The sequence below is a fragment of the Mesorhizobium sp. DxT genome, from assembly GCF_058448885.1.
Genome location: NZ_JBZFLJ010000011.1, coordinates 102,078 through 123,716, shown reverse-complemented (window position 1 = coordinate 123,716; position 21,639 = coordinate 102,078). Strand labels below are relative to the sequence as shown.

The 21,639-nt window shown below is 64.3% G+C and carries 23 protein-coding genes; 11 read left to right on the top strand and 12 right to left on the bottom strand.

Annotation, left to right across the window (positions count from 1 at the left end; translation table 11 throughout):
* Positions 1-9: 9 nt before the first annotated feature.
* Positions 10-663, bottom strand: a complete 654-nt coding sequence (gene folE / locus ACVJNE_RS19720) for a GTP cyclohydrolase I FolE (RefSeq protein ID WP_499568343.1) — start codon at positions 661-663, stop codon at positions 10-12.
* Between the two features lie 236 nt (positions 664-899).
* Here folE and ACVJNE_RS19715 point away from each other — a divergent pair, with 236 nt between their 5' ends.
* The 4 genes from ACVJNE_RS19715 to thrS all read left to right on the top strand — a co-directional run bounded on the left by ACVJNE_RS19715 (position 900) and on the right by thrS (position 4,181).
* Positions 900-1,346 carry an iron-sulfur cluster assembly scaffold protein gene (locus ACVJNE_RS19715; protein ID WP_499568341.1) on the top strand — a complete coding sequence of 149 codons (447 nt, stop codon included), beginning with the start codon at positions 900-902 and terminating at the stop codon, positions 1,344-1,346.
* A gap of 9 nt (positions 1,347-1,355) precedes the next feature.
* A complete protein-coding gene (gene yidD, locus ACVJNE_RS19710; protein ID WP_499568339.1) occupies positions 1,356-1,703 on the top strand; it encodes a membrane protein insertion efficiency factor YidD in 348 nt (115 codons plus the stop codon).
* A gap of 112 nt (positions 1,704-1,815) precedes the next feature.
* On the top strand, positions 1,816-2,001 hold the full coding sequence (locus ACVJNE_RS19705; protein ID WP_173191742.1) for a YegP family protein: 186 nt from the start codon (positions 1,816-1,818) through the stop codon (positions 1,999-2,001).
* A 182-nt stretch (positions 2,002-2,183) separates the two neighbouring features.
* A complete protein-coding gene (gene thrS / locus ACVJNE_RS19700) occupies positions 2,184-4,181 on the top strand; it encodes a threonine--tRNA ligase (protein WP_499568337.1) in 1,998 nt (665 codons plus the stop codon).
* A 38-nt stretch (positions 4,182-4,219) separates the two neighbouring features.
* On the opposite strand, the gene ACVJNE_RS19695 is transcribed toward thrS, so the two are convergent.
* The gene (locus tag ACVJNE_RS19695) at positions 4,220-5,170 is read right to left on the bottom strand and encodes an RgsD C-terminal domain-containing protein (RefSeq protein WP_173191738.1); all 951 of its coding nucleotides are present in this window, start codon (positions 5,168-5,170) and stop codon (positions 4,220-4,222) included.
* 129 nt (positions 5,171-5,299) lie between these two features.
* On the opposite strand from ACVJNE_RS19695, the gene ACVJNE_RS19690 reads away from it, so the two are divergent.
* Together ACVJNE_RS19690 and ACVJNE_RS19685 are read left to right on the top strand one after the other, a co-directional pair.
* The gene (locus ACVJNE_RS19690) at positions 5,300-5,884 is read left to right on the top strand and encodes a nitroreductase family protein (RefSeq protein WP_499568335.1); all 585 of its coding nucleotides are present in this window, start codon (positions 5,300-5,302) and stop codon (positions 5,882-5,884) included.
* 2 nt (positions 5,885-5,886) lie between these two features.
* Positions 5,887-6,492: a flavin reductase family protein gene (locus ACVJNE_RS19685; protein WP_499568333.1), complete on the top strand. Its 606-nt coding sequence runs from the start codon at positions 5,887-5,889 to the stop codon at positions 6,490-6,492.
* Positions 6,493-6,566: 74 nt separating this feature from the next.
* On the opposite strand, the gene ACVJNE_RS19680 is transcribed toward ACVJNE_RS19685, so the two are convergent.
* On the bottom strand, positions 6,567-7,187 hold the full coding sequence (locus ACVJNE_RS19680) for an NAD(P)H-dependent oxidoreductase (RefSeq protein ID WP_499568332.1): 621 nt from the start codon (positions 7,185-7,187) through the stop codon (positions 6,567-6,569).
* A gap of 80 nt (positions 7,188-7,267) precedes the next feature.
* Here ACVJNE_RS19680 and ACVJNE_RS19675 point away from each other — a divergent pair, with 80 nt between their 5' ends.
* Positions 7,268-7,888, top strand: a complete 621-nt coding sequence (locus ACVJNE_RS19675) for a TetR/AcrR family transcriptional regulator (protein ID WP_499568330.1) — start codon at positions 7,268-7,270, stop codon at positions 7,886-7,888.
* An 18-nt stretch (positions 7,889-7,906) separates the two neighbouring features.
* Here the strand turns inward: ACVJNE_RS19675 and ACVJNE_RS19670 are convergent, their stop codons facing one another.
* From ACVJNE_RS19670 to ACVJNE_RS19660, 3 genes are all read right to left on the bottom strand, one after another.
* Complete coding sequence (locus ACVJNE_RS19670) at positions 7,907-9,013, bottom strand: transporter substrate-binding domain-containing protein (protein WP_499568328.1); 1,107 nt, start codon at positions 9,011-9,013, stop codon at positions 7,907-7,909.
* Between the two features lie 135 nt (positions 9,014-9,148).
* Positions 9,149-10,006 carry an HpcH/HpaI aldolase/citrate lyase family protein gene (locus ACVJNE_RS19665; RefSeq protein ID WP_499568326.1) on the bottom strand — a complete coding sequence of 286 codons (858 nt, stop codon included), beginning with the start codon at positions 10,004-10,006 and terminating at the stop codon, positions 9,149-9,151.
* A complete protein-coding gene (locus tag ACVJNE_RS19660; protein WP_499568324.1) occupies positions 10,006-10,458 on the bottom strand; it encodes a MaoC family dehydratase in 453 nt (150 codons plus the stop codon). The genes ACVJNE_RS19665 and ACVJNE_RS19660 overlap by 1 nt, the downstream gene beginning before the upstream one ends.
* Before the next feature lie 117 nt (positions 10,459-10,575).
* On the opposite strand from ACVJNE_RS19660, the gene ACVJNE_RS19655 reads away from it, so the two are divergent.
* The 3 genes from ACVJNE_RS19655 to ACVJNE_RS19645 all read left to right on the top strand — a co-directional run bounded on the left by ACVJNE_RS19655 (position 10,576) and on the right by ACVJNE_RS19645 (position 13,639).
* Positions 10,576-11,718 carry a DUF2336 domain-containing protein gene (locus ACVJNE_RS19655; protein WP_499568322.1) on the top strand — a complete coding sequence of 381 codons (1,143 nt, stop codon included), beginning with the start codon at positions 10,576-10,578 and terminating at the stop codon, positions 11,716-11,718.
* Positions 11,719-11,794: 76 nt separating this feature from the next.
* Entirely contained in the window at positions 11,795-12,193 is a 399-nt protein-coding gene (locus ACVJNE_RS19650) for a hypothetical protein (RefSeq protein ID WP_173191727.1), read from the top strand.
* A 66-nt stretch (positions 12,194-12,259) separates the two neighbouring features.
* Positions 12,260-13,639: a PepSY-associated TM helix domain-containing protein gene (locus ACVJNE_RS19645; protein WP_499568320.1), complete on the top strand. Its 1,380-nt coding sequence runs from the start codon at positions 12,260-12,262 to the stop codon at positions 13,637-13,639.
* A 39-nt stretch (positions 13,640-13,678) separates the two neighbouring features.
* Here the strand turns inward: ACVJNE_RS19645 and ACVJNE_RS19640 are convergent, their stop codons facing one another.
* Both ACVJNE_RS19640 and parE read right to left on the bottom strand, forming a co-directional pair.
* Entirely contained in the window at positions 13,679-14,002 is a 324-nt protein-coding gene (locus tag ACVJNE_RS19640; protein WP_499568319.1) for a BLUF domain-containing protein, read from the bottom strand.
* A gap of 31 nt (positions 14,003-14,033) precedes the next feature.
* Positions 14,034-16,091: a DNA topoisomerase IV subunit B gene (parE, locus tag ACVJNE_RS19635; protein WP_499568317.1), complete on the bottom strand. Its 2,058-nt coding sequence runs from the start codon at positions 16,089-16,091 to the stop codon at positions 14,034-14,036.
* 277 nt (positions 16,092-16,368) lie between these two features.
* Here parE and ACVJNE_RS19630 point away from each other — a divergent pair, with 277 nt between their 5' ends.
* Positions 16,369-16,584, top strand: a complete 216-nt coding sequence (locus ACVJNE_RS19630; RefSeq protein ID WP_499568315.1) for a hypothetical protein — start codon at positions 16,369-16,371, stop codon at positions 16,582-16,584.
* Between the two features lie 20 nt (positions 16,585-16,604).
* On the opposite strand, the gene ACVJNE_RS19625 is transcribed toward ACVJNE_RS19630, so the two are convergent.
* The 4 genes from ACVJNE_RS19625 to gcvT form a co-directional block, all read right to left on the bottom strand.
* A complete protein-coding gene (locus ACVJNE_RS19625) occupies positions 16,605-17,138 on the bottom strand; it encodes a VOC family protein (protein WP_499568314.1) in 534 nt (177 codons plus the stop codon).
* Between the two features lie 111 nt (positions 17,139-17,249).
* On the bottom strand, positions 17,250-20,051 hold the full coding sequence (gene gcvP, locus ACVJNE_RS19620) for an aminomethyl-transferring glycine dehydrogenase (protein ID WP_499568312.1): 2,802 nt from the start codon (positions 20,049-20,051) through the stop codon (positions 17,250-17,252).
* 11 nt (positions 20,052-20,062) lie between these two features.
* Positions 20,063-20,431 (bottom strand): glycine cleavage system protein GcvH, encoded by a 369-nt coding sequence (gene gcvH, locus ACVJNE_RS19615; protein ID WP_499568310.1) that lies wholly within the window; start codon positions 20,429-20,431, stop codon positions 20,063-20,065.
* 6 nt (positions 20,432-20,437) lie between these two features.
* A complete protein-coding gene (gene gcvT / locus ACVJNE_RS19610; protein ID WP_499568308.1) occupies positions 20,438-21,541 on the bottom strand; it encodes a glycine cleavage system aminomethyltransferase GcvT in 1,104 nt (367 codons plus the stop codon).
* Positions 21,542-21,639: the final 98 nt, after the last annotated feature.

The window sequence follows — 21,639 nt, the reverse complement described above, 5'->3', positions numbered from 1 at the left end:
TCCGGCCGCTCAGGCCGTCAGGCCGTTGCGAACCATCATGATGAAGCGTGCCTGCTCCTCCGGCTGCTCTTTGAAGGCGCCGGTGAAGGTGGTGGTCAGCGTGGTCGAACCCTGCTTGCGGATGCCGCGCATGGCCATGCACATGTGCTCGGCCTCGATCATCACGGCAACGCCGCGCGGCATCAGCACATCCTGGATGACACCGGCAACCTGCGCGGTCATCGCTTCCTGCGTCTGCAGGCGATGGGCGAAGATGTCGACCGTGCGCGCGATCTTGGACAGGCCGACGACCTTGCCGTTGGGCAGATAGGCGACATGCGCCTTGCCGATGATCGGCACCATGTGGTGCTCGCAATGCGAATGGAACTGGATGTCCCGGACCAGCACCATATCGTCATAGCCCTGTACCTCCTCGAAGGTACGGCCGAGTTCGTCGGCCGGGCACTGGTCGTAGCCGGAGAACATCTCGCGGTAGGCCTTGGCCACGCGCCTGGGCGTATCGACGAGGCCTTCGCGGTCCGGGTTGTCGCCGGTCCAGCGCAGCAGCGTGCGAACGGCGGCCTCGACCTCTTCCTGCGAGGGGCGGTCGGTGACCGGCTTGTCCATGTAGTCGGGCTGGGAGGTTTCCGGGCGAGGGGGGAAGTTCTTGACGATGGCATCCATGAAAGGCGTCTCCCGTAGTCCCTTTCTACGAAGGGACGAGTTGAACGGACCACAGCCTTTCGCGGAAAAGTCGGACTGTCCGAAGTTCCGGAAGCGGCGTGCATTCCTTCTGCAGCCGTCGGGCTCATCCGACTTGTTGGCGGCAGGGTCACTCCATTATATATGTGCCGATACGACGAATGGAAGACGCGGAAGCGGCAAACCATCCTCTCCCCGCGCCGTCAGGTTGGAAAACCATGATAAACGACGTCTACAACGCGAAAATTCTCGGTTTTGCGGGAAATATCGCGCGCATCGGCAGGTTGGAGCGTCCCGATGCCACAGCTACGGCGCATTCCAAGCTGTGTGGCTCTACAGTGGTGGTCGACCTGACGATGGACGGCGACACTGTCACGGACTTCGCCCATGATGTGAAGGCTTGTGCGCTGGGACAGGCGTCCTCCTCGATCATGGCGCAGCATGTGGTGGGTGCTACCGCAGCCGAGCTGCGCGCCGTGCGCGAGACCATGCTGAAGATGCTGAAGGAAAACGGTGCCCCGCCTGAAGGCCGCTTCGAGGACCTGAAATATCTGGAGCCGGTGCGCGACTACAAGGCTCGCCACGCATCGACGATGCTCACTTTCGACGCCGTGGTCGACGCGATCGGCCAGATCGAGAAGCAGCGCTCCGGCGAGGCCGCCTGAGGCGGTTGCATGGCTGATCACAGGCATGGAGCCGGAAACGCACGGCGAAGCCGCAACTATGCGGGTCCGTGGCGACGTACGCCCGGTCGCCTGATCGGGACCGGGTTTGTCCGATTCTACCAGCTCACGCTTTCAGGCTTTATCGGCAATTCGTGCCGTCACCTGCCGACATGCTCGGAATATGCGTACGAGGCGATTGCGCGCCACGGATTGTGGGCGGGCGGCTGGATGGGACTGTTCCGCTTCGTGCGCTGCGGGCCTGGCGGAACGCATGGCCTGGACCCCGTGCCCGAGCGGCTGGAGAGGCGTTACGTCTGGTACCTGCCGTGGCGCTATTGGGCGATAAGCCGGAAGTAGATGGAAAAAACGGCCCCGTAATCAAGGTTTAGGCGCCCGGTGGCTTGCCGTCGCCGCCTGCCGCTGGCAATTTGCGCGTGTTAATTGACGTAGCGAGAGAGGGGAGGCCTGCATGGCTCACAAGTTCGAAATCTACAAGGACAAGAAGGGCGAGTTCCGCGTCCGCTTCAAATACAACAGCGAGATCATGTTCTCGACCGAGGGCTACACGTCCAAGGCAAGTGCGCAGAACGCGATCGACTCGATCAAGAAGAATGGCCCCGGCGCGCCCGTCGAGGACAACAGCGCGGAAGCTTGACGCCTGCGGCCGCCCGACACCGGGCTGCCTCAACAACAAGGCGCGCCGGCATCGCGGGACTTTACCTGCGCCGGCGCGCCGCTTATGTAGCGGGCCTGCCGTCGGCTGGCCTGACACGGACTGCCACGGCTGATCACCCACACCACCTGCGCTCGTTTGCAGGACTGGATAGGAGAATACCGATGGCTTCCGTTTCCCTGACATTCCCCGACAAATCCGTGCGCGAGTTCGATGCCGGCACCACCGGCCGCGACGTTGCCGAGTCGATTTCCAAGTCGCTCGCCAAGAAGGCGGTTGCGATTGCGATCGACGGCACGCTGCGCGATCTTGCCGACCCGGTGACCGCCGGGAACATCGAGATCGTCACCCGCGACGATCCGCGCGCGCTCGAGCTTATCCGCCACGATGCGGCGCACGTGCTGGCAGAGGCGGTGCAGGAGCTGTGGCCGGGGACGCAGGTGACCATCGGCCCGGTCATCGAGAACGGCTTCTATTACGACTTCGCGCGCAACGAGCCGTTCACGCCGGACGATTTCCCCGTCATCGAGAAGAAGATGCGCGAGATCGTGGCGCGCAACCGCCCCTTCACAAAGGAAGTGTGGGAGCGTGATCGCGCGCGCAAGGTGTTCGCCGACAAGGGCGAGGCCTACAAGGTCGAGCTGATTGACGCGATTCCCGAAGACCAGGATCTGAAGATCTATTTCCAGGGCGACTGGTTCGACCTGTGCCGCGGGCCTCACATGGCGTCGACCGGCCAGATCGGCAGCGCCTTCAAGCTGATGAAGGTGGCCGGCGCCTACTGGCGCGGTGACGCCAACAACCCGATGCTGACCCGCATCTACGGCACGGCATGGGCCGACCAGGCGCAGCTCGACCAGTATCTGCACATGCTGGAAGAAGCCGAGAAGCGCGACCATCGCCGCCTCGGGCGCGAAATGGACCTGTTCCATTTTCAGGAAGAGGGGCCGGGTGTCGTCTTCTGGCACGCCAAGGGCTGGAAGATGTTCCAGAACCTGATTTCCTACATGCGTCGTCGGCTCGGCGATGACTATCAGGAGGTCAACGCGCCGCAGATTCTCGACAAGAGCCTGTGGGAGACCTCGGGACACTGGGGCTGGTACCAGGAGAACATGTTCGCGGTGAAGTCGGCGCATGCCTTTACGCACCCGAACGATCCGGAAGCCGATCAGCGCATCTTCGCGCTGAAGCCGATGAACTGCCCCGGTCACGTGCAGATATTCAAGCACGGCCTTAAGTCCTACCGCGACCTGCCGATCCGGCTGGCCGAGTTCGGAAACGTGCATCGCTACGAGGCTTCGGGCGCACTGCACGGGCTGATGCGCGTGCGCGGGTTTACCCAGGACGACGCGCACGTCTTCTGCACAGAGGAACAGCTCGAGGCGGAAATCCTCAAGATCAACGACCTCATGATGTCGGTCTATGCGGATTTCGGCTTCGAGGAGATCGAGGTGAAGCTGGCGACCCGGCCCGAGAAGCGTGTCGGCACCGATGCGATGTGGGATCATGCCGAGGAGATACTGCGCCGCTCGCTCGCGCGGATCGCCCGCGAGGACAACCGCATCAAGACCGGCATCAACGAGGGCGAGGGCACGTTCTACGGACCCAAGTTCGAATATACGCTCAAGGATGCCATCGGCCGCGAGTGGCAGTGCGGCACGACCCAGGTCGACTTCAACCTGCCGGAGCGGTTCGGGGCATTCTATATCGGCGCGGATTCGGAGAAGAAGCAGCCGGTCATGGTGCACCGGGCAATCGCCGGTTCGCTCGAGCGTTTCCTGGGCATCGTCATCGAAAGCTGTGGCGGGCACATGCCGCTGTGGTTCGCGCCGCTGCAGGTCGTCGTCGCCACCATCACCTCGGATGCGGACGAGTATGCCCAGCGCGTGGTGGCGCGGCTGAAGGCCGCTGGGCTTTCCGCCGAGGCCGACCTGCGCAACGAGAAGATCAACTACAAGGTTCGCGAGCACTCGCTGGCCAAGGTTCCGGTGATCCTCGTCTGCGGCCGCCGTGAGGCGGAGGAGGCAAGCGTCAATGTACGGCGTCTCGGCTCGCGCGATCAGGAATCGATGACGCTGGACGCGGCAACCGCCATGCTGGTGGAGGAGGTGATGCCGCCGGACCTGAAGCGCAAGAAGCTGGCTGCAGAGGCAGCCGCCTGACAGCTGCTGGGGGCGGGCAGCAATGCCCGCCTTCTTTTCTAGCCGTCTCCGTCGTCTTCGACGGCAAGCACTTCCACGTCCTGGTTGTGACCGGCCACAACCTTGAATTCGCGCTGGTAGATCCTGTCGCGGTTCTTGGCGACAACCGCGTACTCGCCCTCGGCAAGAACCATCGAGGCGAAAGCACCGACGCTTTCGCGCACGATGTCGCCCGAATCGGTCAGCACCGCCCACGATGTATCGGCGATGGCTTCGCCGCCTTCCTCGCGTACAAGCTTCATGGTCAGCTCGGCGGCCTTGTGCTCGACGGTCGCTTCGGTGAGCCGGCCTGCCTCGACATGGATGTCGGAGCGGATGACGGCATTGACCTTCCCGTAGGTCGAGACCACGTGATAGGTGCCGGAATTGAGCCTGACGACCGTGTTGGGTTTGACGTCGGGGATAATCAGCGGACGCTCGCCGGTGGCGTCGGGCTGTTCGTCATAGATCGAGAACCTCAGCTTGCCGGCGGGGATGCGCAGGCCGCCGGAAAGAACTGCGTCGAGCTTGAGGCCGCCGGCATCGAGCACGATCGATTCGACCCCCGCATCGCGCGCGACGGTGATACGCTTGGTGGCGCCGGCGCGTCCGAAGGATGCGTGGACGAGATAGCTGCCGGGCTCCAGCGAGAACACGCCGGACCCGCCTTGCGAGGAGGCGACGAGCGGCAGCTTGCCTTCGCTATCGGCCTGCGGGCGGAATACGCGCCATACGAGGCCGCGTGTGATCTCGGGCCCACCCTCCGTGAGATGGGCCGAAAGCTTCACCTCTCCCTGGCCGCTGGTGGCGAGCGGCCCCTGGGTTGTCGGCGGGGCGAAACTTGAAAGGCCGGGAACCTCCAGCCCATCGAGAACGTCCGTATTGTCCTGCGCCGCCGCAGAGACCGCGACAAGCGCAATGCCGCCGGCGAGAATCGTTCTGGTGAACAGTCTGGAAACGTCCCCTATCATGGCTTGCGTTGAAGCCCAGGGCGATGGCAATTTCAAGGCCATAATTGCGTGCCGTCATGGCCGCACCCGGTCCAGGCATCCGGCTCCCGGTCGGTACCCATCACTGCAGCCGTTTCCAGGAGCATCCGATTGTCTTCCTCCGTCATCGATTTCATGCTTGCGCGCAAATCCGCGCCGATCCCCGAACTTAACGAACCTGCGCCGTCCGACGAAGAGATCAGGACGATGCTGACGATCGCTTCGCGGGTGCCGGACCACGGCCGGCTGGCGCCATGGCGCTTCATACTCTATCGCGGCGCGGCGCGGGACCGCATCGGCGAGATGCTGGCCGCCCGCGCCGAAGAACGCGAGGGACCGCTGACGGATGGCCGCCGCCAGCAGGAGCTTGCTCGTTTCTCGCGAGCGCCGCTCGTGATCGGGGTCGTGTCGGTGCCGCGGGAAAACCCGAAGATCCCGCAATGGGAGATGTTCCTGTCGGGCGGCGCGGCGGCGATGAACCTGGTGATCGCGGCCAACGCGCTCGGTTACGGCACCAACTGGATCACCAACTGGTATTCCGATGACGAGGAAGGCCGGCGCATTCTCGGCCTCGCGCCGCAGGAGCGTGTCGTCGGTTTCGTGCATATCGGCACCTTCTCGGGCGACGCGCCCGAGCGGCCGCGCCCCGATGTGGACACGCTTTATTCGGAATGGTCCGGCCCCTGGGAGGCGTGAGCATGTTTTACGAACCGTCGAAGGGCCATGGCCTGCCGCACGATCCGTTCAAGGCAATCGTCGCGCCGAGGCCGATCGGCTGGATTTCGTCGCTCGGAGCCGATGGCTCCCTCAATCTCGCGCCCTATTCCTTCTTCAACGCGCTCGGCACGCATCCGCATCTCGTGATGTTTTCCTCTGAAGGGCAGAAGGACAGCGTCAGCTTTGCCGCCGAAACCCGCGAATTCGTTGCCAATCTTGTCAGCCGCGACCTGGCGGAAAAGATGAATGCCAGCGCCGTCGATGCGCCGCGCGGCGTTTCGGAGTTCGACTATGCGGGCCTCACTCCGGTGCCGTCATCACTGGTGGCTCCGCCGCGAGTCGGCGAGGCGCTCGCCGCACTCGAGTGCAAGGTCACTGACATCCTTGAGCCGAAGGGGCTGGACGGCCGCCCGGCCGGCAACATCATTGTCTTCGGCGAGGTTGTCGGCGTCCATATCGACGATGCCGCGCTGACTGACGGCTTGTTCGACATCGTCAAGGCCGGCACCGTGGCCCGTCTCGGCTACATGGATTACACCGCCGTGTCCGAAACGTTCCAGATGCGCCGGCCGCGTTGGCAGGAATGAACGTGGTGACTTCGGCTGCCGGGGTAGTCTTCGGCTGATTTGGCAATGAGGGTAGCCTGGTTGCGGGCAAGGCTTCACGCTGCCCGCGTCATTGTCTCCGCTTCCGGATGCCGGGATGCGTTAATGCCGATCGTGCGGGCTTTCTCGAGGTGTTCGGCCAGGTTGTCGACATCCGATCGGAGCAGCAATTCGGACGTTTTGACGGGTGCGCCGCAATAGCCGAAGATTCCGTGATCTATCTGGGTCTTCATCGCACCGAAATAGCCGTGGCGGGCATAGGTGCGCTGCGACGCGCCACCAATTGCAACGAGATGCACCGGCAGGTGCCGTAGGCGCTTTACGAGCCGGCCGTCCTCGCCTTCGTCGTAGGCCCATCCATTTGCGAATACACGGTCTATCCAGCCTTTGAGCAGGCCCGGCATCGACCACCAGTAGACCGGATAGACGAGGATCAGCGCATCGGCGCGGTCGATACGCGTCTGTTCTGCAAGCACGTCCGCTGACGGCTGCGCAGTGCGCAGATGCACGCATATGTCATTTGTCGTGAAACGCGGATCGAACCCTTCGGCAGCAAGATCGGCGATTTCCCAGGAATTGTTCGGGTCGGATTGTGCGAAACCTTCGGCAATTTTTGCAGCAACGGTGTGAACGAATGAAACGGACTTGGGATGGGCAACGACGACGAGCGCGTGCATGGCTGAAACTCCTGCTGCGGTGATTGCGGAAGGTTCCGTGTTCTTATATACTTTTAGTAAGTTACTTTTGGTATATAGCGATGTCAAGTGTGGAAACCGACAATCGACAAATACAGCGCACGGTACGGCGCAGGCTCTCGCGGGAGGAACGCCACCGCCAACTTCTCGATTCCGCGTGGCAGGTTATCCGCCACGAGGGAACCGAGGCGTTGTCGCTCGGGCGGCTTGCCGAGCAGGCGGGTGTGACGAAGCCTGTCGTCTATGACCATTTCGGCACAAGGGCGGGCTTGCTGTCGGCACTCTACCAGGAATTCGATGCGCGCCAGACGGTGCTGATGGATGTGGCCCTCCGGGATTGTGAGGCGACGCTGGAAGGCAGGGCAGGCGTCATCGCCTCCTCTTACGTCGATTGCGTGCTGGCGCAGGGACGCGAGATTCCCGATGTGATCGCCGCCCTTGCCGGCTCGCCGGAGCTCGAGGCCGTCAAGCATGACTATCGGCTGGCCTTCATCGAAAAATGCAGGCGCCTGCTTGCCCCGTTTACCAGCGGAGGCGAATTAGGTCAGGCTGGGCTATGGGCAATGCTTGGCGCCGCCGATTCCTTGTCGCATGCAGCGGCGATGGGCGAGATCTCGTCTGCGCAGGCCAAGGAGGAACTCGTTGCGATCATCGACGGAGTCGTAAACCGTGAACGCAACTGACAGCATGGCCGATCTGCGTCAGTCGCCGAAATAACGCGCCCTGATCTCCTCGATCGCACCGCGCTCGTGGGCTCCGATCAGCTCGACCGTCAGCGGCCGCGTAAGGTCGCTGTCGTGCGGCAGGCCGAAGCCGTATTTGTCCGGCTCAAAGATGGGGCCGACGACGGTGACCGGCTGCTGGGGGTTGCTGTGCGCGTAGTATTCCAGCACCGGCGCGTCGGCGATGACGGCCACGACACGCCCTTGCACCAGCGCATCGACGGCCTCGCCGAGGTGCGCGAAGGTGCGCGCATCCATGCCGGCTCGGCGCGCATATGTTTCGGCGACCGAACCGGAGAAAACCGCGACGGGACGGCCGGGCAAATCCTCGACCGAGTTGATCTGGTTCGTCAGTGAAAGCGTCGTCATCACGCTCGTGACCGACGACGTAACATAGGCCAGAACGGCGACGCCGCAGACCAGCCACAGCCCCTGCCATATGCGCCCGACCCACCCGAAGAGATTGCTGCGCGAGGGCGGCTTGCCGGAGGTTGCCACCGACATAACCGTGTAGAAGCTTTCGGCGATTCCCTCGCGCCATCGGCGGGGGAAGTTCTTGTCGAAATGACGGTCGAAGAATGTGAGGAGGATGGTCGAGACAACGATGATCGCGGCGATCCAGCCATAGGCGCGTAGGTGTCCCGATGCCTGAAGCCCGCCGATGATATCCCAGAATCCGGCGGTGCGCTCCTCGTTGACCATGATACGGAGCCCGGCGTCGAACCAGGGATGGGTGAAGTCGATGCTTTCAGCGCGGTCGCGGGTGATCGTCAGATTGGTAACGGCTACGTCGATCAGACCGTTCGCGGTGGCGGACACCAATTCGCGCAAGGTGTCGAGTTCGACGTAATCGGCCTCGATGTCGAGATCGGCGGCCAGTCTCTCCCAAAGGTCGATGGACATGCCCTTGAAACGCTCGCCATCCTTCATCACGAAAGGCGGGCTCTCATAGACGCCGACGGTGAGCCTGCCTGTCTGCGGCTTTGATTGTTCGCTCTCCTGGGCTGCCGCAATGCTTGCGAAAGCCAATGCGAGCAGGGCCGAAAAAAGCGCGACGAGGGCCGGGCGGCGACATTCATGCCTCATCGGTATACCTCCGGGCAGGTTGACTCGCGCGCCTTTCTAACGGGCAGGTTGCGGCGGGCCAACCCTCGGGCGGATAAAACCCGCGCGCTCGAATGGACCGGGCCTGGCTTCCGGCAGGAAGATTGCCGTCACCCGTCAGAGCACCCGTGCCAGAAGCCGTTCCGCTCGCTTGAGGTGAGGGCGGTCGTACATCTTGCCGTCTATGCCCACGACGCCCGGGCTGCCCGCCGCCGCGAAGGCTGCGACCACGGCACGGGCATGAGCGACCGCCTCCTGCGACGGGGTGAAGACCTCGTTGATGATCGGAACCTGTGCAGGATGGATCGCCATGCGACCGGTGAAGCCATCGCGCATACCTTCGAGGCAGTCGCGCCGGAATGCTTCTTCGTTGCGGAAATCGGGGAACACGGTGTCGATCGCCGCCACTTCCGCCGCGCCCGCGGCCAGAATGGTGGAGACGCGTGCGAAGCGGAACACGTCGGTATAGGCGCCTTCGTCGTTTCGCGTGTCGGCCGCGCCGATCTCAGCGGACAAATCTTCCGCGCCCCACGTCAGGCCCGCGAGCCGCGCGCCGGCCTGCCGGTAGGTCGCGGCGTTCAGTGTGCCCAGCGGCGTCTCGGTTATGATCGGGATGATCTTCGTGACACCGTCGGCGAGCCCGTTTTCGGCTTCGTGAACGCGCAGGCGAACCGCGAGGCGCCCGACATCGTCGGCGCTGTTCGATTTAGGCAGCATGACGCCCGCGGGCGCGGCCTTCATGACAGCGGCGAGGTCGTCGTCGGTCAGGCCCGTCGACAGATCGTTGACGCGGACATAGATCGACGGTCCGTTTCTTTCCGATGCGATGAACGCCGTCGCAGTCTCGCGCGCGGCCTGCTTGTTGTCGGCTGAAACGGAATCTTCCAGGTCGACGATCAGCACATCCGCGCCGGATGACAGGCCCTTTGCGAGCTTGCGCTCCGAATCGCCGGGGACGAACAATAGCGAACGCATCAGGCAGGCCTCTTCTGCACCATCGTCTGCCGCAGGCAGCGGGCGACGAGATCGCCATGCTGGTTGTAGGCGCGGTGTTCCATCTCGACCACGCCACGGTCGGGCTTCGACTTTGATTCCCGCACCGAGCGGATTTCCGTTTCGACCCGGATCGTGTCGCCGTGGAAAACCGGATGCGGGAACGATGTATCCGTCATCCCGAGATTGGCGACGATCGTGCCGAGCGTGGTATCGTGAACGGAGATACCGATCATCAGGCCGAGCGTGAACAGCGAATTGACGAGCGGCTGGCCCCATTCCGACTTCGCCGCGTAGTCGAAATCGATGTGGAGCGGCTGCGGGTTCATGGTCATGACCGAGAACAGCACATTGTCGCTTTCCGTCACCGAACGGGTCAGAGCGTGGCGGATGACCTGCCCGACCTCGAACTCCTCCAGATAAAGCCCAGCCATGGAAATTCCCTCCCTGCGGCTATGGTTTCCGGTCGGTTAAAAGGCATGGTGAACCGTTCGTAAACCATTTTTCTCTAGCGTCCACCGGGAGTTGAGCGAGGTCGGGCGCAGGCGTAAATGGTCATCAGACAGTTTCTCAGATGGGTCGGCAGTGCGCGGGTTGCAGAGCGAGAGGCGGCCGCAGCCGCGCTGGCGCGTGCCTTTGTCGATCATCAGCTTCCCTTTGAAGACAGGTGCGAGGCAGAGGCGGCGCTGACGCTCCTGCTCGACGACCCGTCGCCCAAGGTGCGCGCCGCATTGGCCGACGCGTTGTCGATGAGCCGCTACGCGCCGCCGCAGATCATCGCCGCGCTGGCTTCGGACCAGAAGGAGGTTGCGGCCCCGGTTCTGGTACGTTCGCCGTTGCTTACCGATGCGGATCTGATCGACCGGGTCGCAGCGTCCGACGGCCCGATCCAGAGCCTGATTGCGGGACGTGCGTCGGTTTCCATGAGCCTGGCGGCGGCGATAGCCGAAGTGGGCGAACTGGAGGCCTGTGTTGCTCTTGCCCGCAACGGCGGGGCGGACATCGCTTCGCTCTCGTTCCGCCGGATGGCGGAGCGCCATGGCCATCAGGCCGCGCTGCGCGAAGCACTTTTGAACGACCGGCGTCTGCCGGGTGATTGCAGGCACATGCTGCTCGTCAAACTTGGCGAGGCATTGAAGACGTCGCCGCTGGTGATTGCGCTAATGGGGCAGGCGCGTGCCGAGCGCGTTACCCGCGAGGCGTGTCAGCGCGCTTCGCTGACGCTGCTCGACAAGACCGCGCGCGGCGAGCATGCCGCGCTCATCGAGCATCTGCGTCTTCGCGGCGAGCTCACGGCCAGCTTTCTCATCCGCGCGATTGCGCATGGCAAGGTGGATTTCTTCGGTTCCGTACTGATGGCGCTGACCGGCCAGTCCGAGGAACGTGTGCGGGCTATCCTGGCCTCGGGCAGGGATGTCGCAGTGACGGCGCTCTTTCGCTCGGCCGGCCTTGTCGAAACGCTGCACGCGGTCTTCCTGCGCGCGCTCAAGGTATGGCGAGAGGTCGCCACCGGAAAACGCGTCGCCGGGGCGCAGGAGGTGACCTGGCTGATGCTGCGCGAGGTCAACGCAGCGCCAGGGCAGCCGGGCCCGAGCGAGCGCGACCGCGAAACGGCCGCCCTGATCAAGGCAATTCACCTTGAGGTTCTGCGCGAGAATGCGCGTTCTCACGCACTGGCGATCGCGGCAGCCTGAATAGACGGATGCTCCACGCCGCCGATTGAACAGATGTCGCAGTGACACAGCTACGGTTTTCTGTCATGCGGCCTTGATGAGGGGTATCAGGACAATCTGGCGCGATCGTCTGGTGGCATGGCTTGCCACCGGCCTGCTCGTCTATCTGATCCTGCTGCAAGGCCTCGTCTCGGTCTATGCAAAGAGCACGATGGCAGCCGATTCATTCGGCCCGGCATTCGTGATCTGTTCGGTGGACGGGGCGGTCGAAGGCGACACCGATCATCCTCTCAATAACCTCGCCCGAGACTGTTGTTCGACCCTTTGCCAGGTAGCTTGTGCGACGGGGCCGGTCGTGGCCGGCATCGCCGAAGCCTTCCCTTACGCGCGCGACCTCTGTCTTGCGGCACCCTTTCCGCTTCGGTCGACCGTCGTCTCTTCGGCCGAGGCCGGACTGACCGCAGAAGCGCGCGGACCTCCTGCCGTCTCCCAGTGACGAACAAACCGGCCGCTGCGACCAGATCGGGCACGCAGCGGCGTTTGCGCACATCTGGAGACCACAATGACACTTTCATCTAGCGAGACGGGGACGGCCGCGCGCTCGTCCACCGATCTGTATCGCGCCGTTTGGCGCTGGCATTTCTATGCGGGCCTTCTGGTTCTGCCCTTCATGATCACGCTTGCCGTTACCGGCGCGCTCTATCTGTTCCGCGATGAGCTCGATGCCATCCTTCATGCCGATCTCAAGAGGGTCGAAATTCAGCAGGGCGTCGAATCCGTTGCGCCGTCGGCGATGGTGGCCGCCGCTGTGGCGGCCCATCCGGGCACCGCGGTCAAGTATACCGATCCGCCCCGCGCGGATCTCTCAGCCGAGATAACCATCAATACAGACGGCGGCGAGCGGCTGGCCGTTTATGTCGACCCCTATAGCGGCGAAGTGCTCGGCTCGCTTGCCGATCGCGGAACCGTAATGTGGACGGTGCGCTATCTTCACAGTCTGCGCTATTTCGGGCCTGTCGCACGCGGCGTCATCGAGATTGCCGGCGGATGGGCGATCCTTCTGGTCGGCACCGGCATCTATCTCTGGTGGCCGCGAAGGCAGGGCAGGGGCGGCGTGCTCACGGTGCGGGGCAGGCCGGGCAACCGGATGTTCTGGCGCGATACCCATGCAGTTACCGGGATTCTGGTCGGATTCTTCATCGTGTTTCTCGCGATCACCGGTATGCCGTGGTCCAATGTCTGGGGCGGCAAGGTCAACGAATGGGCGAACGGGAACAATTTCGGCTACCCCGCAGGCGTGCGCGTGGCTGTGCCGATGTCGGACGAACATCTCCATCATCTCGGGCAGACGAGTTGGTCGCTTGAGCAGGCTCGTGTGCCGGAATCATCCCCGGCTCCCGACGCTGGCGCCGGGATCGGTCTCGATCAGGCGGTTGCGACTTTCGACCGGCTCGGGCTGCATCGCGGCTATGCCGTCAACATCCCGACGACGCCGACCGGCGTGTTCACCGGCTCGGTCTATCCCGACGATCTCGCGCAGCAGCGGGTCGTCCACCTCGACCGATATAACGGTGAACCCCTGATCGACATGAGCTACGCCGACTACGGCCCGCTCGGCAAATGGCTGGAGTTCGGCATCAACGTTCATATGGGCCAGCAGTTCGGTCTCGCGAACCAGCTCTTCCTGCTCGTCGTGTGTGCGGCGATCGTGCTGATGTCGGTCGCGGCCGGGATCATGTGGTGGAAGCGGCGGCCGGCCGGCTCGCTCGGCGTGCCACCGGAGCCATCCGATCCGCGCGTGTTTCGCGGGCTGTTGGCGATCCTTTTCGTCGGTGGCGTGATCTTTCCGCTGGTCGGAGCATCACTGATCGTGATGCTTCTGGTCGACTGGTTGATCATCCGGCGCATCCGACGAGACGGCCACAGCGCTGCGCGGGCTTGACCAAGCGAGAGACGGGACCGGCGGTTTGCCGCTCCCGTCCTATGCCGCGTAGGCGGCGACGACGATGTCGAGCATGCCGCGACGAACCATGCCCCAGTCATCGAAAGTGGTTGCGTCGATGCCGTGGCGTACGAGCTCTACGATGCCGGAGTGCCGGTCATCGCGCTTGATGGACGCGAACAGCGCATCCACGGCGGCGTCCGGACCTTCGAGAATCTGGCACACGCGCCTGTCCTCGACGGCGAGGATGCCGGTGATCCCATGGCTCGTGTTGAAGGCGGCAGCCTTGTCCACGAGCGCGGCAAGTTCGGCCTCGGTCACATGCCGCTCGAGCGTGGAGACGTAGACAATCCTCAGAGGCATGGTGATTTCCTGATGTACGAAAGGGGGCGGCTCAGATGTCGAGCTCTTCGACGAACTCGGCACGCTCCTGGATGAAGCGGAACCGGGCTTCGGGCTTGGTGCCCATCAACGCGTCTACGGACGCGCGCGTCCCTTCCGGATCGGTCTCGTCCACATCGACCCGCAGCAGCGTGCGCTTGCGCCGGTCCATGGTCGTTTCCTTGAGCTGGCCGGCCATCATCTCGCCCAGGCCCTTGAAGCGGCCGATCTCGATCTTGCCGCGGCCTGTGAATTCGCTCTTCACGAGCTCGTCCTTGTGGGCGTCGTCGCGCGCATACATCGTCTTGCCGCCCTGGCTGATGCGATAGAGCGGCGGCACGGCCATGTAGAGATGGCCGCCTTTGATGAGCTGCGGCATCTCCTGATAGAAGAAGGTAATCAGCAGCGAGGCGATATGCGCGCCGTCGACGTCGGCATCCGTCATGATGATGATGCGATCGTAGCGCAGGTCCTCGTCGCGGTATTTCGAGCGCGTGCCGCAGCCCAGCGCCTGGATGATGTCCGCGATCTGCTGATTTGCTGAAAGCTTGTCGTGGCCGGCGCTGGCCACGTTCAGGATCTTGCCCCGCAGAGGCAGCACCGCCTGGCTGGCGCGGTCGCGCGCCTGCTTGGCGGAACCGCCGGCCGAGTCGCCCTCGACGATGAAGAGTTCCGCGCCTTGCGCCGCGCCCTGCGTGCAGTCAGCCAGCTTGCCCGGCAGGCGCAGCTTGCGCACCGCGCTCTTGCGGCTGACTTCCTTCTCCTGGCGGCGGCGTACGCGTTCGTCAGCACGCGCGATCACCCAGTCGAGCAGCTTTGAGGCTTCCTGCGGATTGTCGGCGAGCCAGTGGTCGAAGGCGTCGCGGATCGCCGTCTCCACGATCCGCTGCGCCTCCACGGTCGCCAGCCGGTCCTTGGTCTGGCCGACGAATTCCGGTTCGCGGATGAACACCGACAGCATGCCGGCGGCCGAGATCATCACGTCCTCGCCGGTGACGACCGAGGCGCGCTTGTTGCCGACCAGATCCGCATAGGCTTTCAGTCCGCGCGTCAGCACGTTGCGGAAGCCCATCTCGTGGGTGCCGCCTTCCGGCGTCGGGATGGTGTTACAGTAGGAGTTCAGGAAGCCGTCGCCGCCATACCAGGTGACCGCCCATTCCATGGAGCCGTGGCCGCCCTGCTTCTCGCTCTTGCCGGCGAAGATTTCGCGGGTTACCTGGAAGTCGGAGCCGAGCGATGCGGCCAGATAATCCTTCAATCCGCCGGGAAAGTGAAAGACGGCCTTGGCCGGCGTCTCATCCTTTTCCGGGATCAATGCCGGGTCGCACGACCAGCGGATTTCCACGCCGCCGAAGAGATAGGCCTTGGAGCGGGCCATACGGTAGAGCCGCGCCGGCTCGAACTTCGCGTTCTTGCCGAATATGTCCGCGTCGGGATGGAAGCGGGTGCGGGTGCCGCGCCGGTTGTGCACGTCGCCGAGGTTTTCCAGCGGCCCCTGCGGCACGCCGCGCGAGAAGCGCTGACGGTAGAGCTTGCGGCCGCGCGCGACCTCGACTTCGAGCACGTCGGACAGCGCGTTGACGACCGAGACGCCGACGCCGTGCAGGCCGCCGGAGGTTTCGTAGACCTTGGAGTCGAATTTGCCGCCGGCGTGCAGCGTCGTCATGATGACTTCGAGCGCCGACTTGTCCTTGAACTTCGGGTGCGGGTCGACCGGTATACCGCGGCCGTTGTCGGTGACGGTGATGAAGCCTTCGGCGTCCAGCTCGACCTCGATGAAGGTCGCATGGCCGGCGACCGCCTCGTCCATCGAATTGTCGATCACCTCGGCGAAGAGGTGGTGAAGCGCCTTCTCGTCGGTGCCGCCGATATACATACCCGGCCGGCGCCGCACCGGCTCCAGCCCTTCCAGAACCTCGATGTCGGCCGCGCTGTAGCCTTCGCTGCCATCCTTCTGCTGCGGCTGCTTTGCTTTGGCGGCCTGAACCAGCGGGTCGACCGGGCGTGCAGGCGCGCGCTGCGCGGTCGGGCCGTCGGCTAGGTTGGCGAAGAGATCGTTTGCGTCGTCCATGAATGCCTGTCGTTCGATATGCCGCGAATCACTGCCGATACTGCCACGGTTCGGCGGTCAAGGCGACGGGAGTTCCTGATACGTTCGCGGCCGGGGCCGCGGTCGTGTCGAATGGCTCCAATTTTACGGATCGGTCTTACCGAAGGCTAACCAGCCTGACGAATAAGCCCGTTTTGTGCCGCTTCAGGGGGCGAATTTGTTCAGCTTTCGCCTCCAGCTTCGCCCGTAACACAAAAATGGTGGAAGTGCAGGGGCAGAGGCTTTGAAACACGCGACTATGGCAACGATTGGAACCGGCTCGGGAGCGAGCACAGGCGGTGCAACGCAGTTTGGCGGGTTGCCACGCTGGTTGCGGCTGGTGCTGGTCTTCACCGCTGCTTTCGCGCTGGCGTTTGGCGTGGCGCGGCTGGCGCGTGCGGAAGCCGGCGTCACATTCGCAAAATCGCATATGCCGGCACATGCGTCGCCCGCCGAGGGCGAGCCGATCGCCTAGCGACGACCGGCCCGCCGGTTTCAGCCTTCGAAGGCTGAGCGCAGCATCGCGATGTCGAACTTCTTCATCTGCAGGAACGCAGCCGTGACGCGCGCAACCTTGGCCGCGTCGGTATCCTGCATCATCTCCAGCAGCGCGTTCGGCACCACCTGCCACGACAGGCCGAACCTGTCCTTGACCCAGCCGCATGGCCCTTCCTGGCCGCCTTCGCTGAGCCTGGCCCAGTAGTAGTCGACCTCTTCCTGGTCTGCGCACGGAATCTGGAACGAGATCGCTTCATCGAAGGTGAAGTGCGGCCCGCCATTGAGGCCTACGAAATCCTGGCCGTCGAGCGTGAACGCCACGGTCATCACGGCGCCTTCTTCCTTGCCGTGGATTTCCTTGCCTTCGGAGCCGTAGCGGCTGATCGTCCTGATGTGTGAGTTGGGGAAGATCGAGACGTAGAAGTTGGCGGCGTCCTCCGCCTTGTCGTCGAACCAGAGACAGGGCGTGATGTGGCGCAGAGGGCTGTTCCTGTCCTTCGCGACGGGGCGTGGCGCGGTATGGGTTTCCATGGGGTTTTCTCCTCATCCTCGCATGGGTTGAAAGGGCAGAAGCGTCTTGCCCCTGCCACCCGAGGACGTATCGCCGCCTGTCAGTCCGACAGGCGGCGGGAGAAATTCTGCTCAGCTCGCCAGCGCTTCCACCGGCGGGCAGGCGCAGACGAGGTTGCGGTCGCCGCCGACATTGTCGATGCGGGAGACCGGCGGCCAGTATTTTGCGGCGAAGTCCGTTTCGCCAGCGGGGAAGGCTGCGACCGAACGCGGATAGGCATGAGCCCACTCATCGGCCATGGCTTCGGCCGCGGTGTGCGGCGCGTTGACGAGCGGGTTGTCATCTTTCGGCCATGAGCCGTCGGCGACCTTGCCGGCTTCCGACGCGATGCCGATCATGGCGTCGCAGAAGCGGTCGAGCTCGCGCTTCGGCTCGCTTTCCGTCGGCTCCACCATCAGCGTTCCAGCGACCGGCCACGACATGGTCGGTGCGTGGAAACCGTAATCGATCAGCCGCTTGGCGATGTCTTCCACGGTTACGCCCGCGCTGTCCTTGAGCACGCGCGTATCGAGGATGCACTCGTGCGCCACACGGCCGTTACGACCCTTGTAGAGCACCGGATAGTGGGCTTTCAGGCGCTCGGCGACGTAGTTGGCCGACAGGATCGCCGTCTCCGTTGCACGCTTCAGCCCTGAAGCACCCATCATGCGGATGTACATCCAGGTGATCGGCAGGATCGACGCCGAGCCGAACGGGGCAGCGGCCACCGCCTGCTCGGTGCCGCCTGCCACGTGACCCGGGAGGAACGGCGCCAGATGGGCCGCGACGCCGATCGGGCCGATGCCCGGGCCGCCGCCGCCATGCGGGATGCAGAAGGTCTTGTGCAGGTTCATGTGGCAGACGTCGGCACCGAGATCGCCGGGCCGGGCAAGGCCGACCACGGCATTGAGGTTGGCGCCGTCGAGATAGACCTGCCCGCCATGCTCATGCACCAGCGCGCAGATGTCGCGGACGCCTTCCTCGAACACGCCGTGCGTTGAGGGGTAGGTGATCATCAGCGCGGCGAGCCGGTCCGAGAACTGCGCGGCCTTTGCCTTGAGGTCGTCGACGTCGATGTCACCCTCTTCCGTGCATTTCACCACCACCACGTCCATGCCGGCCATGGCCGCACTCGCCGGGTTGGTGCCGTGCGCGGAGGAGGGGATGAGGCAGACTGTGCGGCCCGCATCCCCGCGCTCGCGGTGATAGCGGCGGATGGCCAGAAGCCCGGCATATTCACCCTGGCTGCCGGCGTTGGGCTGCAGCGAGACGGCGGCAAAGCCAGTGATTTCGGCAAGCCAGCCTTCCAGCTCGTCGATCATCGCGCGATAGCCCTGCGCATGCGCTTCGGGCGCGAAGGGATGCAGATTGCCGACATTCGGCCAGCTCACCGGCATCATCTCGGCGGCCGCGTTGAGCTTCATCGTGCAGGAGCCCAGCGGGATCATCGCGCGGTCGAGCGCGAGATCCTTGTCGGCAAGCCGGCGCAGGAAGCGCATCATTTCCGTTTCCGACCGGTTCTCGTGGAAAACCGGCTGGGTGAGGAAGCCCTTGTCGCGCGCTTTGCCTGGCAGCGAGGCGGAGGCATCGTCCGGAATCGAAGCGCCGAAGAGCTCGCCGATGGTTTGAAGATCGGCTTCGGTCGAGGTCTCGTCGAAGGTGATCCCGATCCGGTCGGCGTCGATCACGCGCAGCAGAAGCCCAGCCTTTTCCGCCTTTCCAGCTATGTCGCGGGCCTTGCCGGAAACCGTGACGGTCACCGTGTCGAAGATCGTTGTCCCCGCGATTTCGACGCCCGCCGCCGACAAGCCAGCCGCCAGCCGTGCGGCCAGCCCGTTCACCCGCCTTGCGATGGCCTGCAGGCCTTCCGGCCCGTGCCAGATCGCGTAGGCGACTGCCATGTTGGCAAGCAGCGCCTGCGCCGTGCAGATGTTGGAGGTCGCCTTGTCGCGGCGGATGTGCTGCTCGCGCGTCTGCAGCGCAAGGCGGTAGCCCGGCCTGCCATGCGCGTCGGTCGACTGGCCGACGAGCCGGCCCGGCATCAGCCGGGTAAGCTGGTCGGAGACCGCGCAATAGGCAGCATGCGGGCCGCCATAGCCCATCGGCACGCCGTAGCGCTGCATGGAGCCGACCGCGATGTCCGCACCCCGCGAGGCCGGCGTCTCGGTCAGGGTCAGCGCCAGCGGATCGGCCACGAAGATGACGATGGCGCCGGCTTCCTTCGCCCTGGCAATCGTATCCTTGTGGTCGCCATAGACCCCGTGGGTGTCCGGCCACGGCACGATGACGGCTGTCGTCTCCGCGCCGATCCCGTCGGCACCTATGTTGATGCCGAGCGGTTCCGCGCGCGTCCTGACCACGTCGAGAATCTGCCCGTGCAGCGCACCGGCAAGAACCACGTCGTTGCGCTTGGAACGGTGATGCCGCCACGCGATGCCGACGGCCTCGGCAACGGCGGTCGCCTCGTCCAGCAGCGAGGCGGAGGCCACCGGCAGGCCGGTCAGCTCGCTCACCAGCGTCTGGAAGTTGAACAGCATCTCCAGCCGCCCCTGGCTGATCTCGGACTGGTAGGGCGTGTATGCCGTGTACCAGGCCGGGTTCTCGAACAGGTTGCGCTGGATGACCGGCGGCACGTTCACGCCATGGTAGCCCGCACCGATGAAGCTTTTCAGCACCACGTTGCGGCCCATCTTCTCGCCAAGCTCGGAGAGCGCTTCGGCTTCGCTTGCGGGCTCGGGCAAGTCGAGGGGGCGGTCGAGCCTGATGGACTTCGGCACTGCCTGGGTGATGAGGGTCTCGACCGATGGGACGCCGAGGGCGGCGAGCATGGCGCGTACGTCCTGCGGGCCGGGGCCGACGTGACGGTCGGCAAAGATGGCTTGTCTTTCGTTCATGATTTCGTCCTTCAGCCGATCATCGCCTTGTAGCCGGCCTCGTCCATCAGGCCCTCGAGCTGGCTTTCGTCGGCAAGCTTCATCTTCCAGAGCCAGCCGTCCGCTGCCGCCGAAGAGTTGACCAGCGCCGGGTCGGACGAAAGCTTGTCGTTGACCTCGGTGATCTCCCCGTCGGCCGGTGCGTAGACGTCGGAGGCAGCCTTGACGGACTCGACCACCACGGCCGCGTCGCCCTTGGATACGGCTTTGCCGACCTCGGGCAGTTCCACGAAAACGAGGTCGCCGAGCTGCTCCTGCGCGTAATCCGTGATGCCCACCGTGGCGACACCGCCCTCGACGCGCAGCCATTCATGATCTTCGGTGAAATAGGTGGTTGCCATCGGGGTCTATCCTTTGCGGTAGCGATGCTGCGTGAAGGGAAGGGGATGAATGTCGATCGGCACGCGGTTGCCGCGCACCTCTGCGAAAAGTCTGCTGCCAGGCGCCGCGAGGGCGGCCGGCACGTAGCCCATCGCGACGGGGAAGCCTGCCGAAGGGCCGAAGCCGCCGGAGGTCACGCTGCCGGCCGGGTTGCCGTCGCCGTCGAACAGGTCAGCGCCAGCGCGCACCGGCTGGCGGCCTTCCGGCTTCAGTCCGACGCGCTTGCGCCGTGGCCCCGCCGCAAGTGCCGCGCTCAGAGCATCGGCGCCGATGAAACTGCCGTTTTCACGCAGCGGCTTGGCTATCGCCCACATCAGGCCGGCATCGACCGGCGTCGTCTCGGGCGTAATGTCCTGCCCGTGCAGGCAGAGCCCGGCTTCGAGCCGCAGACTGTCGCGGGCTGCAAGACCGATCCACTCGACGTTTTCGTCGGCAAGCAGAGCTTCGGCGAAGGCTTTCGCCTCGGCCCAGGGCAGGGCGATCTCGAATCCATCCTCGCCGGTATAGCCGGAGCGGCTGGCAAACCAGCCTTCACGCGGCTCCAGCCCGTGCATGAAGGTCAGTGCCGAAAGATCGACGCCGGCCCTGGAGAGTGCGCCTTCGGCTGCAGGCCCCTGCAACGCCAGGAAGACGCGCTCAAGCGGCTCGGTCGTGCAGTCGAAGGACGCGGCGACCTGCTTCAGGTGCTTTTCGTCTGCGGCCGCGTTGCCAGCATTGGCGACGACCATGAAGCGCTCCGCCCCAAGACGGGTGACGATGAGGTCGTCGAGGATGCCGGCCTCGTCGTTCAGGAAGAAGGTGTATTTCGACTGGCCCTCGTTCAGCGCAGCGGGATCGAGCGGGCATGCGCGCGCCAGCGCGGCCGCCGCCTGTGACCCTGTCACGAGGAACAGTTTCATGTGGGAAATATCGAAAAGGCCGGCCTTTTCCCGCGTGTGCAGGTGCTCCTTGAGCACGCCGAGCGGGTAGGTGATCGGCATCGACCAGCCGGCAAACCCCCCGAAGCGCGCACCGGCGGCCTCGTGCAGGTCTTTCAGCGGCAGTTGAAAAAGTTCGCCCGTATCGGTCATTCATCCTCCAGAACAGCACCAACCAGCCGCTGAAGCGGCAGTTCGCGCCCCTCTGTCGGAAGCCTGAGAGACTTGGTACGACCGGAACTCTGTCGGTC

Coding starts and splice junctions, on each gene's coding strand:
- folE (WP_499568343.1), bottom strand. CDS start 663: ATGGATGCCATCGTCAAGAACTTCCCCCCTCGCCCGGAAACCTCCCAG.
- ACVJNE_RS19715 (WP_499568341.1), top strand. CDS start 900: ATGATAAACGACGTCTACAACGCGAAAATTCTCGGTTTTGCGGGAAAT.
- yidD (WP_499568339.1), top strand. CDS start 1,356: ATGGCTGATCACAGGCATGGAGCCGGAAACGCACGGCGAAGCCGCAAC.
- ACVJNE_RS19705 (WP_173191742.1), top strand. CDS start 1,816: ATGGCTCACAAGTTCGAAATCTACAAGGACAAGAAGGGCGAGTTCCGC.
- thrS (WP_499568337.1), top strand. CDS start 2,184: ATGGCTTCCGTTTCCCTGACATTCCCCGACAAATCCGTGCGCGAGTTC.
- ACVJNE_RS19695 (WP_173191738.1), bottom strand. CDS start 5,170: ATGATAGGGGACGTTTCCAGACTGTTCACCAGAACGATTCTCGCCGGC.
- ACVJNE_RS19685 (WP_499568333.1), top strand. CDS start 5,887: ATGTTTTACGAACCGTCGAAGGGCCATGGCCTGCCGCACGATCCGTTC.
- ACVJNE_RS19680 (WP_499568332.1), bottom strand. CDS start 7,187: ATGCACGCGCTCGTCGTCGTTGCCCATCCCAAGTCCGTTTCATTCGTT.
- ACVJNE_RS19675 (WP_499568330.1), top strand. CDS start 7,268: ATGTCAAGTGTGGAAACCGACAATCGACAAATACAGCGCACGGTACGG.
- ACVJNE_RS19670 (WP_499568328.1), bottom strand. CDS start 9,013: ATGAGGCATGAATGTCGCCGCCCGGCCCTCGTCGCGCTTTTTTCGGCC.
- ACVJNE_RS19665 (WP_499568326.1), bottom strand. CDS start 10,006: ATGCGTTCGCTATTGTTCGTCCCCGGCGATTCGGAGCGCAAGCTCGCA.
- ACVJNE_RS19660 (WP_499568324.1), bottom strand. CDS start 10,458: ATGGCTGGGCTTTATCTGGAGGAGTTCGAGGTCGGGCAGGTCATCCGC.
- ACVJNE_RS19655 (WP_499568322.1), top strand. CDS start 10,576: ATGGTCATCAGACAGTTTCTCAGATGGGTCGGCAGTGCGCGGGTTGCA.
- ACVJNE_RS19650 (WP_173191727.1), top strand. CDS start 11,795: ATGAGGGGTATCAGGACAATCTGGCGCGATCGTCTGGTGGCATGGCTT.
- ACVJNE_RS19645 (WP_499568320.1), top strand. CDS start 12,260: ATGACACTTTCATCTAGCGAGACGGGGACGGCCGCGCGCTCGTCCACC.
- ACVJNE_RS19640 (WP_499568319.1), bottom strand. CDS start 14,002: ATGCCTCTGAGGATTGTCTACGTCTCCACGCTCGAGCGGCATGTGACC.
- parE (WP_499568317.1), bottom strand. CDS start 16,091: ATGGACGACGCAAACGATCTCTTCGCCAACCTAGCCGACGGCCCGACC.
- ACVJNE_RS19630 (WP_499568315.1), top strand. CDS start 16,369: ATGGCAACGATTGGAACCGGCTCGGGAGCGAGCACAGGCGGTGCAACG.
- ACVJNE_RS19625 (WP_499568314.1), bottom strand. CDS start 17,138: ATGGAAACCCATACCGCGCCACGCCCCGTCGCGAAGGACAGGAACAGC.
- gcvP (WP_499568312.1), bottom strand. CDS start 20,051: ATGAACGAAAGACAAGCCATCTTTGCCGACCGTCACGTCGGCCCCGGC.
- gcvH (WP_499568310.1), bottom strand. CDS start 20,431: ATGGCAACCACCTATTTCACCGAAGATCATGAATGGCTGCGCGTCGAG.
- gcvT (WP_499568308.1), bottom strand. CDS start 21,541: ATGACCGATACGGGCGAACTTTTTCAACTGCCGCTGAAAGACCTGCAC.